The organism is Arthrobacter sp. Cza30 (genome assembly GCF_059090765.1).
Map to the genome: position 1 here is coordinate 321,279 of NZ_JBNHGA010000006.1, position 14,100 is coordinate 335,378.

Here is a 14,100-nt window from a genome sequence, read left to right on the forward strand (position 1 = left end):
GTCAGGCCTCCTCGCCGTCGACAGCCGACTGGTCGGCCTCCGGCGCCCCGCCGGCCGGCGGGTTGGTGCCGGCCAGCGAGCCGATCACCGCCGGAATGTCGCCGATGTTCTCGAAGGGCAAGGCCAGTGGCAGGGCCGGGGAAATGACCCACACGTCCGGAAGTTCGGTGGCTTCCAGCAGCCGGCGCTCGTTGGACAGCTTGCGGATGGAGGCATCGGCCAGGTCCTCGACGTGTTTGGCGTCGTGCTGTTCGGGGTCCACGTAGTCCTGCAGCACGTCGATCACGTCGGCCCGGCTGATCAGAGGCTCCGTCCCGGTGCCGGCGTGGCGATCCTGGATGAGCCGCATCCGCAGCAGGAGCAGCGTCTCTTCACGCGTCATCTCCCGCTGCCGCTGCAGTGCGCTGGTGTGTGGTTCGGCCATGGGGACCGGCCGCAGCATGGCGACCTTGCGGTCTTCGTCGATGACCAGTTGCAGGAACAGCTCGCTGAGCCGGGAGGCGAGGACGCGGCGGTGTTCCACCACGGTGTCGTAGACCCGGTCCGTGGAGCCGGCGTGCAGGTAGGGGCCGCGCAGCAGCCGGATCAGGGCCTGGCGCAGTTTCAGGGGCAGTTTGCCGGTATCGCCGTCGAAGAGTTCGGGCCCGTCCACGACCTCGTCGCGGGCGGGCGGCTCCTCGGCCTCTGCGGGGTCCGCTGCCTCCGGCGCGGCAGCCTCGTCGGGCCCTGCGGGCGGTTCGGGGTGCTCCTCGGCCAACGCGTCCTCGGTTAACTCGTGCATGAATCTGCAGCTTTCGTGAAAGTAACGGCGGGCAGCACCGCTGTGCGTTCGCTGCCGTCGATTTGGATCAGGGTTAGGCTGTCGGTCGCGTCCGGATCGAGCACGCCGCCGGAATTCAAGGCCCGGTGCAGCAGCCAGCGCAGGCTGTTCAGGTGCCGGTGTTCCGGTTCCAGCTGGTCGAAGACCGCCGACAACGGCGCCGGTCCCCGGGACTCGACGGCGCTGCGCACCGCCCGGGAGAGCACCGCGGCGTCAGCCTGCGGTGTGCGGACCGCGCGGCGGATGTCCGCTTCGGTGAACTCCGGCGGTGGCGGCAACTTGGCCGGCGCCTGGTGATCCTGCGGGTCGTAGAGCCGGATCATGCTCACCGACTCGAAGCCGGAGCCGTACAGCTGCGGCGCCGGCACCACCGCGCGCCGGCCCGGCAGGCTGTGCCGGGACTTGAAGATGGCTGCCTCGGCCGCCCGGATCGCTTGGCGCAGCTGGACCGATTCGCGGTAGTCGTCCGACTGCACGAAGGTGTGCATGCTTTCCGAGAGCCGCCCGTAGATGCGGTGGATCTCGGCCGCCTGAGCCCGCAACTGCGGCATGAGCTGCTGCAGGGCCCTCCGGTCCTCCGGCTCCAGGCCGTCGGCGAAGTCCCGCTCGAGCACGTCGGCGATCGCCTGCCGGAACCGCTGCTGCTGGTCCTCGTCGTTCAGGAACGCCGTGAAGCTCTCGTACGTCCGGCCTTCGCTGGTGCCGCGCAGCCGTTTGTCGGCGTCGAGCACCTCGCCCATGGTGATGCCCTTGGTGGCATTCGACTCGACGATCTCGGCGCGCAGTGTGTGCAGCATGCGCTCCAAGCCGTCGCGCATCCGCTTGAAGTCGGCCGGCAACCCGGCCGCCAGCGCCAGGATGTCGCGTGCCGCCTCCGCCGCCGCGGCTGCGGGCACCGCCGCCGGCGTGTCGCCTGCTTCCAGCGCGCGGATTTTTTCCTGCCGTTCGGCGATTTCGGCCCGGAGCACGGCGATGCGCGCCTCGGGATCGGGATCGGTCTCATGGGCCAGGGCCTCGACCCGGGTGAGCAGCGTGGCCAGGCGGGAGCTGTTCAGGGAGGAGGAGGCCCCGGTCAGGCCGTCCAGATACTCCAGGAAGCGCACCGTTGCTTCGGTGGGCTCGTAAACGAACCGCCCGCCCTCGCGCAGGCGGGAGAGGAACCTGCGGGCCACCCAGTCGTCGGCGTACTGGCGGGCGGACCAATCCTCGCGCAGCGGCACCCCGGCGCGCCGCAGCCCGGCCAGGAACGCGTCGGTGTTGCGGTGGAACTCCTCCAGCGGCAGCTGCGGCCGGGAGCGCGTGAAAGCGGTCCGGAACAGCGCAGGCACCCAGGGGCTGGCGGCGGCGAGCTTGAGGCCCGGCGTCGCGGACAAGGCCTGCAGCTCCTGCCAGCGGGCAAGGGCATTCTGGGTGAAGGACATGCTGTGCTTTCCGCCCGCGGAAGGGAAAAGCGGGCCCAGAAAATCTTAGCCGCTCCAACTGCGCTGACGACGGCGGTGGCCCGCCACGGGTGGGCCGTGTCGCCCGGCAGTATGCCTGCTGACGACGGCGGCGCCCGCCACCGGGAACCGCATGGCCCCCGGCTCCGGCCCCGCCGTCGTTCGCCTAGCTGCTGGCCGGCAGCTTCTGACGTCCCGCGGCGAGCTTTTCGGCGGCCTTCCGGCGGGCGACGAGCACCTTCTCGTCCACCGGGGCGTCGCCGCTGGCCCGCCGCGAGCGGGCATAGGCCATGGCCTCGTCCTGGCGTTCCTGCTCGGCACCGGTGGCGATCTTCGCGCGCAGGTGCTCGGGCCCATAGCCGAAGGCGTCCACGAGGTCGCGGGCGTGCGGGCGCAGCCGGGACAGCAGGCGGTTGATGTACCCCCCGAGGATGCGGGCGCGCTGGGCGGAGAGCCGCCCGTACATGAGGTACCAGCCCAGGTTCTTCTCCACCAGCGACAGGCCGAACAGGTCCCGCAACCAGGTCAGCACCTGGCGGGTACCGTCGTCGTCGACCTGCCCGAGTGCCGCGGTAAAGGCCTCCCACTGCAGCAGTTCCGCGTGCGCCCGGGCGGCCTCGATCAGCTCATGCTGGTGCTCGTTGAACAGCGCCGCGGCCTCCGCCTGTGGCAGCCTGGTGGCATTGCGGAGCGCACCGCCGATGCCGGCGACCATGGTGGAGACCCGGTCGGTGAGCAGCTGGCGCTGCGACTCCGGATCCTTCAGGTAGTTGGCGCTCTTGCGCTCCGAACCGCTGTCCGCGAACGTCTGGGCCACCTGGCGCAGGCCGGTGCGGTGGAAGGTCGCGTCGGCCGCCTGGTGGGCAACCCACCGGGCCATCACGCCGAAGTCCGCGTGGCGGAACTCCTTGGCGTAATCCGCCAGCAGCCGCTTGGCGACCAGCTGCAGCAGCACCGTGTTGTCGCCTTCGAAGGTCGCGTAGATGTCCAGGTCGGCGCGCAGCGCCGCGAAGCGGTTTTCGGCCAGGAAACCTGCCCCGCCGGTGGCCTCCCGGCACTCCTGCAGCGTGTCCAGCGCGTGCCACGTGCTCAGCGACTTCAGGGCGGCGGCCAAGGTTTCCAGGTCCTGCCGGTCCTCGTCGGTGTCATGGGCGCCGGAGAAGACGTCGTCGAACTTCTCCAGCAGTTGTTCGTGCGCGAAGGACGCCGCGTAGGTAGTGGCCAGCCGGGGCAACAGGCGCCGCTGGTGGCGCTGGTAGTCCAGCAAGACCTCTTCGGAGGTGCCCGAGGACGCGTTGAACTGCCGGCGCTCGGTGCCGTATCGCACCGCGATGGCCAGGGCCACCTTGCTGGCGGCAACGGCGGCGCCGTCCAGCGAGACGCGGCCCTGCACCAGGGTTCCCAGCATGGTGAAGAAGCGGCGGCCCGGGCTGGCGATGGGGGAGGTGTAGGTGCCGTCCTCGGCCACGTCGCCGTACCTGTTCAGCAGGTTGGTGCGCGGGATACGGACATGGTCGAAGTGCAGCCGGCCGTTGTCGATGCCGTTGAGTCCGCCCTTGTAACCGTCGTCTTCGCCGCCGATGCCGGGCAGGAAGTTTCGCTGTTCGTCCCGGATGGGCACGTAGAAGGCGTGAACGCCGTGGTCGACGCCCCTGGTGATGAGATGCGCGAACACCACCGCGGCCAGGCCGTCGTTGGCGGCGTTTCCCAAGTAGTCCTTCCACGCGGCCCGGAAGGGCGTGTGGATGACGAATTCCTGCGTGGCCGGTTCGTAGGTGGCGGTGGTGGCGATGCTGGCCACGTCGGATCCGTGGCCGGTTTCGGTCATGGCGAAGGCGCCGGGCGTCTTCAGGCTCATGATGTCCGGCAGCCACTGGTCATGGTGTTCCCGGGTGCCCAGGTGCAGCACCGCCGCGCCGAACAGGCCCCACTGCACACCGGCCTTGATCTGCAGCGAGGGGTCGGCGGTGACGAGTTCCTCAAAGCCGGCCACGTTGCCGCCGTGACTGTCCTCGCCGCCGAGCCGTGCGGGGAAGGCACGGTGTACGGCGCCGGTGTCCACCAGGTACTTCAGCTGTCCGGAGACCCGCTGCCGGTGCTCCTCCATCGTCAGCCCGTCGATGCGGTGGAGTTCCGGTAGGCCGGCCAGGTCGCGTGCCGTCTGGCGGATGTCGGCCCAGCGGCCCAGCAGGAGCCGGCCGAGTTCGGCCACATCGACGGCGGCGCCATTGTCTTCAACCGGTTCCGGGGTTTCCAGGGCGGGCATATTCGTCATCGGATGTTCCTTCGGTCGTCAGGTGTGTGTCGGGTGGGGCCGGGGCAGGCGGCCGGGGCGGCCCGGTGCGGGCGGTTCAGTCCTTGCCGGGGGTGTTGCGGGACCGGCCGGGTGGCCCGGAGCCCGCTGCGGGAGCGCCGTCGTCCGGTGCGACGCCGCCCAGCAGCCACTGGGTGAGCAGGCCCGTCATGACTTCCCGGCTCGGCTTGGTTCCATCGTCGGGAGCCGCCAGCCAGCATTCCCCGGCCGCACGCACCATGCCGATGGCGGCCCGGGGCCAGTAGGAAGCGGCCGCCAGTTCCGCGGCACTTCCCGCTGCCGCGGCCAGATGGCCGCGCAGCGGGGCCTCGATCATGGCGGTGACGTTGGCGAAAAAGTCGTGCAGGACGGCGGAACTGCCGTCCCCGGGGGCGGCTGCCGGCCGCGCATCGTCCACACCGGGTTGCGGAACGGCCGGCGGCTCGGACGGCGCATTGCGGGTGACGAACGCGTACACGTGCGGCGAGGATTCGGCCATCTGCAGGTAGACCGACACCATGGCGTGCAGGCCCTCCCGGGCCGTAGTCGCGGTGGCGGCGGCCTCCTGTAGCCGGGCCTGCATCCGGCCGATCACCACCTCGCCCATGGCCCGCTGCAGTCCGGCCTTGTCGCCGAAGTAGCGGTAGAAAACGGGCTTGGACGTCCCGGCCGCCGCCGCGATCTCCTCCATGGACGCATCGGGGCCAAGCCGGTGCACCGCGTGGCGGGCCGCACGGATCAGCTCCCGGCGGCGTTCCGTCCGGTGACGGTCCCAGCGGGCCGAGCGGCCGTCCGCGGGCGTCGCCGGATTCGAGGCGGCCTGGCGGCCTGTGGCGGTGTTCACGTAACTCAGCGTATCAGGTACGCTTGGTTACGGTAACTGTCGTTTGTTCCGCTCCATACCCAATCCCGAGGAGAGCCCACATGGCCACTTCACCTGACGCCACCGGCACCCGCTCCGCCAACGGACTGCGCAGGGCAGTAGTCGTCGGCGGCAACCGCATCCCCTTTGCCCGCGCGAACGGAGCCTACACCCAGGCCAGCAACCAGGACATGCTCACCGCGGCCCTGGACGGGCTGGTGGCACGGTTCGGGCTGCAGGACGAACGCATCGGCGAGGTGGCCGCCGGCGCTGTCCTCAAGCACTCGCGCGACTTCAACCTCACCCGCGAGGCGGTGCTCGGCTCGGCGCTTTCGCCGCAGACGCCTGCGTACGACCTGCAGCAGGCGTGCGCCACCGGGTTGGAGACCGTGATGGGCCTGGCGAACAAGATCAAGCTGGGGCAGATCGACACGGCCATCGCCGGCGGCGTGGACTCTGCCTCCGACGCACCGATCGCGGTCAGCGAGGGACTCCGGGCCGTGCTCCTGGAACTGAACCGCGCCAAGAGCATGCAGCAGAGGCTGACCGCCATCGCCAAGTTGCGCCCCAAGGATCTGGCCCCCAACGCGCCGGGCACGGCCGAGCCGCGGACCGGGCTGTCGATGGGCGAGCACCAGGCGCTGACCACCGCGGCCTGGAACATCAGCCGCGACGCGCAGGACGAACTCGCCCTGGCCAGCCACCACAACCTCGCGGCAGCTTACGAGCGCGGGTTCTTCGATGACCTCATGACGCCCTACCGCGGCCTGGCCAAGGACTCCAACCTGCGCGGCGACACCACCCTGGAGAAGCTGGGCAAGCTGCAGCCGGTGTTCGGCAAGAACCTCGGCGCCGAGGCAACCATGACGGCCGGCAACTCCACGCCGCTGACCGACGGGGCCTCCACCGTGCTGCTGAGTTCGGAAGAGTACGCCCGGAGCAATGACCTGCCGGTGTTGGCAGAGGTCGTGGACTCCGAAGCCGCCGCCGTTGACTTTGTGCACGGCAAGGAAGGACTGCTGATGGCGCCGGCCTATGCCGTACCCCGGCTGCTGGCCCGGCAGGCCCTGACCTTCGCCGACTTCGACTTCTTCGAGATCCACGAGGCCTTCGCCGGGACGGTGCTGTGCCACCTTGCGGCGTGGGAAAGCGAGGAGTTCTGCCGCAACAAGCTGGGCCTCGAGAAGCCCCTGGGCGCCATCGACCGCACCCGCCTCAACATCAACGGCTCCTCGCTGGCCACCGGCCATCCCTTCGCGGCGACCGGCGGACGCCTGGTGGCCAGCCTGGCCAAGATGCTGCGCGAGAAGGCCGACGCCGAGTCCCGCACCACACGCGGCCTGATTTCCGTCTGCGCCGCAGGCGGCATGGGCGTCGTCGCCATCCTGGAGGCGAACTGATGACCGACCGGTACGTGGAGTTGGTCAACGCCGGACCGGTGAAGAGCCTGGCCAAGAAGCTGGGGCTGCCGCAGCCCGCCGTGCTGCGGCGCTACCGGCCCGGCGCACCGCTGCTGCCCGGACCTGTCGTGGTGCTCGGCGCGGGCGCCGGCGCCGACACGGTGGCCAAGGAAATGCTCGGGTGGGACCTCGACGTTCGCCGGCATGCGGCACCAAAGGAACGCCTCGGCGGCATCGTGCTGGTGCTCGACGAGCTGGAAGCGCCCGAGGACCTGTCGGAGCCCATGCTCAGCGCCGGCGCCAGCCTCCGGGACCTGGCCCCCGGCGGCCGCGTCATCACCGTATCCCGGCCCGCCGACGGCGCCGCCCGGCCCGCGCAGGCCGCCGCGCGCCAGGCAGTGGACGGGTCGCTGCGGTCACTGGCGCACGAGCTGCGCGGCGGTGCCACCGCCAACGGCATCCTGCTCGGCGAGGGCGTGGAAGCCGGTGCACCGGCCGTCCTGGGACCGCTGCGCTTCCTGCTCTCGGCCCGGAGCGCCTACGTCAACGGCCAGTTCCTGCTGGTCGGCTCCGACGAGGGCTCGCTCCCCGCGGACCCGGACCGTCCGCTGGCCGGCAAGGTCGCCGTCGTCACCGGGGCCGCGCGCGGCATTGGCGCTGCCATCGCGGAGACCCTGCACCGCGACGGCGCACAGCTCGTCGTCGTCGATGTCCCCGCGGCCGGGGAACAGCTGGCGCAGGTCGCGAACCGGGTGGGCGGCACCGCCCTGCAGCTGGACATCACCGCGGCCGATGCCGGCGCGAAGATCGCCGCCCATGCCATGGAGCGGCACCACGGGCTGGACATCGTGATCCACAACGCCGGCATCACCCGCGACAAACTGCTGGCCAACATGGACCAGGCCAAATGGGACTCCGTGATCGCCGTCAACCTGACGTCGCAGCTGAGGATGAACGGGCAGCTGCTGGCCTCGGGCGCGTTCCGCGGGCGGCCGCGCGTGGTTTCGCTGGCCTCGACCAGCGGCATTGCGGGCAACCGCGGGCAGACCAATTACGCCGCATCCAAGGCTGGAATCATCGGCATGGTCCTGGCCTCGGCTGCCGGGCTCGCCGAGGCGGGCGGCAGCATCAACGCCGTGGCACCGGGTTTCATCGAGACGGACATGACCGCCCGGATGCCGTTCCTGACCCGGGAAGTGGCACGCCGGCTCTCCTCGCTGCAACAGGGCGGACAGCCGCGCGACGTCGCCGAGGCCGCCTCCTTCCTGGCCAGCGATGCTGCGGGCGGCATCAACGGGCAAACCCTGCGGGTCTGCGGGCAAAGCATGGTCGGCGCATGAACGAGGTCATCCTGGGGGAGATGCCCACGCTCTCGCGCCTCTACCTGACGGCGGCGTCGACTGCCGCGCGGCACAAGCTGGGCGTGGGCCAGCACAGCGAGCAGGTCCCGGCGGTGCGGCACACCCTGGACGGGGTGCAGATCACCCCCGAGCGGATCAGCGGGTTCCAGCAGCTGGTCCACGGCACCGTGCGGGACACCCTGCCCTCCGTGTTCCTGCACTCGGTCGCGTTCCCCGTGGCGATGAGCGTGATGACGCGGCCGGACTTTCCGCTGCCGCTGCTCGGCATGGTCCACCTGGCCAACCGGGTGCGGCACTTGCGGCCGGTCCACTTCGCCGAGCCCCTGACCGTGACGGCCTGGGCCGAGGGCCTCCGCGGCCACCACGCGGGCACGCAGGTCGAACTGCACACCCGGATCGACGCCGGCGGCGAGGCCGTGTGGGAAGGTGTCTCGGACTACCTGGCCAAGGCGGTCTACCTGCCCGGCCTGGACAAGGCAGTCCGCCCGGACCGCGCCGATTTCACGCCGCCGCAGCCGACGGCCCGCTGGCGGCTCGGGCCGGAGGCCGGCCGCGAGTACGCCGGGGTCTCCGGCGACTTTAACCCGATCCACCTGAGCGCGGTGTCCGCGAAGATGCTGGGGCTCAAGCGGTCCATCGCCCACGGGATGTACCTGGCCTCCCGGGTCCTGACCAGTGTGGAAGCCACGGCCAGCGAACCCTTCAGCTGGCGCATCGACTTCGCGGCTCCGGTCTTCCTGCCCGCCACGGTGGCCGTCAGGATCCATGACACGGAACGCGACGGGTCCTGGGAAGCTTCCGAATTCACCGGCTGGGGGGAGCGCAGCCACCGGCTGCACTTCACCGGCAGCGTCCACACGCTCGCCGACTGAGCGGCGTGGCCGGGCCGGGAAGCCGGCGGGCACCGCCTCAGCCCTGACCGGTGCCGGACCGGGTCAGCCGGAAGCGGCCCGGCGTTCGAGGACCTCCCGTTCGCGCTCATTCTTCGCCAGGGCGGCGGCGGCGGCGAACTCGGAGCGGGCCTCCTCCGCCCGGCCGAGCCGGGCCAGCAGCTCGCCGCGGACGCTGGGGAGCAGGTGGGAGCCGCTCAGGGCGCCCTCCGAGGCCAGCCGGTCCACAATGGCCAGGGCGGTGGTGGGGCCGGTGGCCATGGACACGGCCACAGCACGGTTGAGCTCCACCACCGGGCTCGGCGCCACCCGGCCAAGCGCTTCGTAGAGCAGCACGATCTGCGCCCAGTCGGTGCCGGCGACGCTGGGGGCGGCCGCATGGCATTCGGCGATGGCTGCCTGCAGGGCGTAGCTGCCCCGGCCGCGGCCCAGCGCGTCGGCCCTGGCCAGAGCCGCGCGGCCGCGTTCAATCTGGGCACGGTCCCAACGCGTCCGGTCCTGGTCGGCGAGCAGGACCGGGCTGCCGTCGGGCCGGGTGCGGGCGCCGAAACGCGACGCCTGGAACTCCATCAGGGCCACCAGTGCGTGCGCTTCGGGCTCCCGGGGCACCAGTGACACCAGGACGCGTCCGATCCGCAGGGCTTCGCCGGCCAGGTCGGACCGGATCCAACGGTTCCCAGAGGTCGCCGCGTACCCTTCCGTGAACAGGAGGTAGACCACGCGCAGGACGGCGCCCAGCCGCGGGCCCCAGTCGTTCGGTTCGGGGACTTCGAAGGGCACCTTCGCCGCGGCCAGGGTCTTCTTGGCCCGGACGATGCGCTGCTGCACCGTGGCGACCGGAATCATGAAGAGCCGGCCGATCTCCTCGGCGGACAGGCCGGCGACCACCCGCAGCGTCAGGCATACCTGCGCTTCCCGCGAGAGCACCGGGTGGCAGGCGGTGAAGACGAGCCGGAGCACGTCGTCGGGTACGGGGTCCCAGGCCAGGTCTTCCTCGTCGCGCCGCCCGCGGGCCAGCACCTGGTAACGGTCCTCCAGGCGTTCGGCCCGCCGCCAGGCGTCAATGGCCCGGCGCCTGGCCACGGTGGTCAGCCACGCCGCCGGGTTGCGGGGGATCCCGGTGTGCGGCCACTGGACCAGCGCATCGGCCACGGCTTCCTGCGCGACGTCCTCGGCGAAACCGACATCCCCGGTGGTACGGGCCAGGGCGGCGACAATCCGGGCGCCCTCGATCCGCCACAACGCATCGATCCGGCGCCGGATCGCCGCCGGGGCCTCGGCCCCCGCCGCCCCGGGCTCCCGGGCCCCGGCTCCGCTCACCCCGGGCTCCCGGGCCCCGGCTCCGGTGGTCAGGCGTTCTCCGAGCGGAGCCTCGCCTCTTCCTCGCGCCATCCTTCTTCCTTCCGGATGTACTCGTTGTCCGCAAAGTCCGCGAAGTCGGCGGCCTCGGTCACGCGGCGGACCTCCAGCTTTGAGCCCGGTCCCAGCGGGCAGCGGCTGGCCCACTCCGCGGCTTCCTCCTTGGACGCCACCTGGACGATCCAGAAACCGTTGAACAGTTCGTGCGTTTCGCCGTACGGGCCGTCGGTCACCATCGGCGGTTCCTCCGAGAAGTCCACGACGAATCCGCTGCCGTCGGAAAGATCAGCCAGGCCTTCTCCCGCCAGCATGACGCCGGCGTTGATCATCGCCTCGTTGTAGGCGCCCATCTTGTTGATCATTTCTTCGAACGGCATGGATTTGGACGCCTCAAGGGCTTCATCCGTGGACCGCATGATGAACATGTACTTCATGGCTCTCTCCTTCTCGGAACGAGGACGCGGGCATGCGCCTTCTACTATGCCGTCGAACGGGGGCCGTGGATATCGACAGTCCCGGGAGATTTTTTTCGGAATCTTCGCGCCGCGGTTCGGCGGCCCCGTGGCGGCCGCATCTATGCTTGCCGTATGACCAACGACGATCAGTTGCGTGACCGCGCCCGGATGCTTGACGCCGCAGACCCGCTGGCCGGATACCGGACCCGGTTCGCGGGCCACGACGACGACACCGTCGTGGCCTACCTCGACGGCAATTCGCTGGGCCGGCCGCTGGCCGCCAGCATCGAGCGCGTCCGGGACGTCATGGCGCAGCAGTGGGGCGGCCGGCTGATCCGGGCCTGGGACGAGGTCTGGCTCCAGCTGCCGGAGCGGATCGGCGACGAGCTGGGCCGGGTCGTGCTGGGAGCCGCGCCGGGCCAATGCGTGGTGGCCGACTCCACCACGGTGCTGCTGTACAAGCTGGCTCGCGCCGCGATCGACGCGCGCCCGGGGCGCCGGCGCGTCCTGGTGGACCGGGACAATTTTCCGTCCGACCGCTTCATCGTGGAAGGCATCGCCGCCGAGTGCGGCCTGGAGCTGGACTGGCTCGAGCCCCCGCACGCCGGGGGAGTGACGGCAGAAGCGGTCCGGGCCGCCGTGGGCCCCGACACCGCGCTCGTGCTGCTCAGCCACGTGGCCTACCGCTCCGGCTATGTTGCGGACATTCCGGCCATCACTGCCGCCGCGCACGACGCCGGTGCCCTGGTTTTGTGGGACCTGTGCCATTCCGCCGGGGTGCTGCCCGTCGAACTGGACGCCTGGGGCGTCGACCTGGCCGCCGGCTGCAGCTACAAGTACCTCAACGGCGGGCCGGGCGCCCCGGCCTGGGCCTACGTGCGGACCGAGCACCAGCACCTGAGCCAGCCGATCCAAGGCTGGCTGGGCAGCGCCAAACCCTTCGAGATGGGTCAGGGGTACCAGCCGGCCGGCGGGATCCGCCGGTTCACGTCCGGAACTCCGCCGATCATCGGCATGACCGCCCTCCAGGACATGGTCGCCCTCATCGACGAGGCCGGGCTGGCGGCGGTCCGGGAAAAGTCGATCGCCCTGACCGGGTTTGCCGTCGAAGCCGTGCAGGAGGCGTTGGCCGGTTTCGGCGTCGCCATCGCTTCGCCGCTTGATCCGGCCGAACGGGGCGGCCACGTCACCATCGACCACCCGGACTTCAAGCAGATTACCGGCAGGCTCTGGGAGCAGGGCGTGATACCGGACTTCCGCGAGCCCGACGGCCTCCGGCTGGGGCTCTCGCCGCTGTCCACCAGCTTCCAGGAGGTGTGGCGCGGCATCGCCGCCATTCGCGCCGAGCTCGAACGGGTTTAGCCGCCCCGCCGGACCATCCGGATCTCGTGCAGCCCCTCCCACAGGCCGGTCAGCGGCTCGCGGCGTCCGTCCGGGCTGAATCCGTGCTTGCGGTAGAACGCCTGGGCGCGCGGGTTGTCCTCGAGGACCCAGAGCAGCGCCGGCCCGCCGCCGATCGCCGTCTCCAGCAGCTGCCGCCCGAGCCCGGTCCCGTAGGCCTCCGCCAGCACGTAGAGCATCTGCAGTTCGTGCGGCACGCCGGCGTCGGCGTCGTCGTCCTGCACGGGGCCGCCGCCCGAGCAGCCGATGATCCGTCCGGCGGGATCTTCGGCGACCCACAGCTCCGCACCCGCGGACAGCCCGCGGGACCACCAGTCGATCTGCTGCTCCCGCCGGGCCGCTTCGGCGGCGAAGAAGCTCTCCGGCCGCTGGGACGCGTAGGTTTCCCGCCAGGCGGCGAGCTTCATGTCGAGCGTGGCGGGGATGTCGTCTCGGGTGGCGCGGCGGATGCGGAAATCGGGGGTTGGCACCCATGAATCCTAGCCGTGCCGCAGGCCGGATCCCATGTCAATGCCGGCGCCGCAGGTTCAGCGGCGGAAGTGGTCGACCGCCAGCTGATAGCTGTGCGCCGTCAGCGCGGCGGTCTGCTCCCAGCCGAAGGACGAGGCGTGCACCGCCGCATTGGCGCCCAGCCGCCGGCGGAACTCCGGATAGTCGTGGAGCTCGCGGAGGGCCCCGGCCCAGCGGGCCGGGTCGTGCCCGTCCACCAGCAGCCCGGTGAGCCCGTGGCTGACCGCCACCGGCAGCCCGCCCACGTTGGTGGCAACGACGGGCGTGCCGCACGCCTGCGCTTCCAGGGCGACCAAGCCGAAGGATTCGCTGAAGGACGGTACCGCCACCACGTCGGCGCTGCGGAAGGTGGCCGCCAAGGCGCGCGGCTCCACGGGGGGCGAGAGCGTCACCGTGTCCGCCAGCCCCAGCTTCCCGGCCAGCGCCGGCAGGTCAAGCCCGGCGGACCCGCTGATCTCGCCGATGATGGACACGTGCAGCCGGATGTCGGGCCGCTGGCGGCGCAGTTCCGCCGCGGCGGCCAGCAGGACCTGCGGCCCTTTCAGCACCTGGATGCGGCCGGCAAACACCAGGTGGAAGGTATCCGCGCCGATGCCCGCGGCCTCCCGGTCTGCGCGGCGGCCGTCGGGGCGGAAGGTGTGCAGGTCCACGCCGGGCGGGATCACGTCCACCGTCCCCTCGTCCGCGCCGTAGAGGTCGACCAACTCGGCCGCCTCGGTCAGGGTATTGGCGATCAGCCGGCCGGATCCGGACGCTATGGCTTGTTCGCCGTCGATCCGGGAGGCCGGCTCCGGCGGTTCGCCGGGCTGCAGGTGCCGGTTTTTGACCAGTCCCATCGTGTGCATCGAGTGCACCAGCGGAATGTGCCAGTCGTGCTGCAGCCGCAGCCCCACGGCACCAGAGAGCCAGTAGTGCGAGTGCAGCACGTCGTACCGTGCCCCGTCCCGCTGCGTGAACTGCCGCAGCGAAGCCTCCAGCGCGGCCAGCCTCTGCGGCAGGTCTTCCTTGGTTACCGCGTCGGCGGGGGCCCCGTCCAGGTGGATCACGCGGACGCCCGCGCGGGGATGTTCCACCGGTTCCTGCCCGTCGTGCAGGGAGCGGGTGAAAACGTCGACGGCGGTGCCCAGCGCCGCCTGTTCCCGCGCCAGGGCGCGCACGTAGACGTTCATGCCGCCGGCGTCGCCCCCGCCGGGGAGGGCCAGCGGCGAGGTATGCAGCGACAGCACGGCGATGCGCTCCGCGCCGACCATGCCCACCTCCAGACCGTGTCAGCCGGGACGTCTCCGGCTCGGGAAAATCGACGTGCCGCC

At 71.1% G+C, this 14,100-nt stretch carries 12 protein-coding genes; 4 read left to right on the forward strand and 8 right to left on the reverse strand.

Annotated elements, in window-relative coordinates:
* Position 1 precedes the first annotated feature (1 nt).
* The 4 genes from AC5RVZ_RS22150 to AC5RVZ_RS22165 form a co-directional block, all read right to left on the reverse strand.
* Complete coding sequence (locus AC5RVZ_RS22150) at positions 2–781, reverse strand: DUF4194 domain-containing protein (RefSeq protein ID WP_494067804.1); 780 nt, start codon at positions 779–781, stop codon at positions 2–4.
* On the reverse strand, positions 769–2,241 hold the full coding sequence (locus tag AC5RVZ_RS22155) for a DUF3375 domain-containing protein (RefSeq protein ID WP_494067805.1): 1,473 nt from the start codon (positions 2,239–2,241) through the stop codon (positions 769–771). Before AC5RVZ_RS22155 ends, AC5RVZ_RS22150 begins: the two co-directional genes overlap by 13 nt.
* Positions 2,242–2,425: 184 nt before the next feature.
* On the reverse strand, positions 2,426–4,525 hold the full coding sequence (locus tag AC5RVZ_RS22160; RefSeq protein ID WP_494067932.1) for an acyl-CoA dehydrogenase family protein: 2,100 nt from the start codon (positions 4,523–4,525) through the stop codon (positions 2,426–2,428).
* A gap of 85 nt (positions 4,526–4,610) precedes the next feature.
* Positions 4,611–5,396, reverse strand: coding sequence for a TetR/AcrR family transcriptional regulator (locus AC5RVZ_RS22165; protein WP_494067806.1), 786 nt, complete (start codon positions 5,394–5,396; stop codon positions 4,611–4,613).
* Between the two features lie 80 nt (positions 5,397–5,476).
* Between AC5RVZ_RS22165 and AC5RVZ_RS22170 the strand changes: the two genes are divergently transcribed.
* From AC5RVZ_RS22170 to AC5RVZ_RS22180, 3 genes are read left to right on the forward strand one after another with little or no spacing between them, the layout of a single operon-like run.
* A complete protein-coding gene (locus AC5RVZ_RS22170) occupies positions 5,477–6,814 on the forward strand; it encodes an acetyl-CoA C-acetyltransferase (RefSeq protein ID WP_494067807.1) in 1,338 nt (445 codons plus the stop codon).
* Positions 6,814–8,154, forward strand: coding sequence for a 3-oxoacyl-ACP reductase (locus AC5RVZ_RS22175; RefSeq protein ID WP_494067808.1), 1,341 nt, complete (start codon positions 6,814–6,816; stop codon positions 8,152–8,154). The genes AC5RVZ_RS22170 and AC5RVZ_RS22175 overlap by 1 nt, the downstream gene beginning before the upstream one ends.
* Complete coding sequence (locus tag AC5RVZ_RS22180) at positions 8,151–9,047, forward strand: MaoC family dehydratase (RefSeq protein ID WP_494067809.1); 897 nt, start codon at positions 8,151–8,153, stop codon at positions 9,045–9,047. Before AC5RVZ_RS22175 ends, AC5RVZ_RS22180 begins: the two co-directional genes overlap by 4 nt.
* A 63-nt stretch (positions 9,048–9,110) precedes the next feature.
* Here the strand turns inward: AC5RVZ_RS22180 and AC5RVZ_RS22185 are convergent, their stop codons facing one another.
* A complete protein-coding gene (locus AC5RVZ_RS22185) occupies positions 9,111–10,457 on the reverse strand; it encodes an RNA polymerase sigma factor (protein ID WP_494067810.1) in 1,347 nt (448 codons plus the stop codon).
* Complete coding sequence (locus tag AC5RVZ_RS22190; protein ID WP_494067811.1) at positions 10,415–10,858, reverse strand: YciI family protein; 444 nt, start codon at positions 10,856–10,858, stop codon at positions 10,415–10,417. Before AC5RVZ_RS22190 ends, AC5RVZ_RS22185 begins: the two co-directional genes overlap by 43 nt.
* Positions 10,859–11,011: 153 nt before the next feature.
* Between AC5RVZ_RS22190 and AC5RVZ_RS22195 the strand changes: the two genes are divergently transcribed.
* Entirely contained in the window at positions 11,012–12,241 is a 1,230-nt protein-coding gene (locus AC5RVZ_RS22195; RefSeq protein ID WP_494067812.1) for a kynureninase, read from the forward strand.
* On the opposite strand, the gene AC5RVZ_RS22200 is transcribed toward AC5RVZ_RS22195, so the two are convergent.
* Entirely contained in the window at positions 12,238–12,750 is a 513-nt protein-coding gene (locus AC5RVZ_RS22200) for a GNAT family N-acetyltransferase (protein ID WP_494067813.1), read from the reverse strand. The genes AC5RVZ_RS22195 and AC5RVZ_RS22200 overlap by 4 nt on opposite strands.
* Before the next feature lie 57 nt (positions 12,751–12,807).
* Positions 12,808–14,040 carry a D-inositol-3-phosphate glycosyltransferase gene (gene mshA / locus AC5RVZ_RS22205; RefSeq protein ID WP_494067814.1) on the reverse strand — a complete coding sequence of 411 codons (1,233 nt, stop codon included), beginning with the start codon at positions 14,038–14,040 and terminating at the stop codon, positions 12,808–12,810.
* Positions 14,041–14,100: the final 60 nt, after the last annotated feature.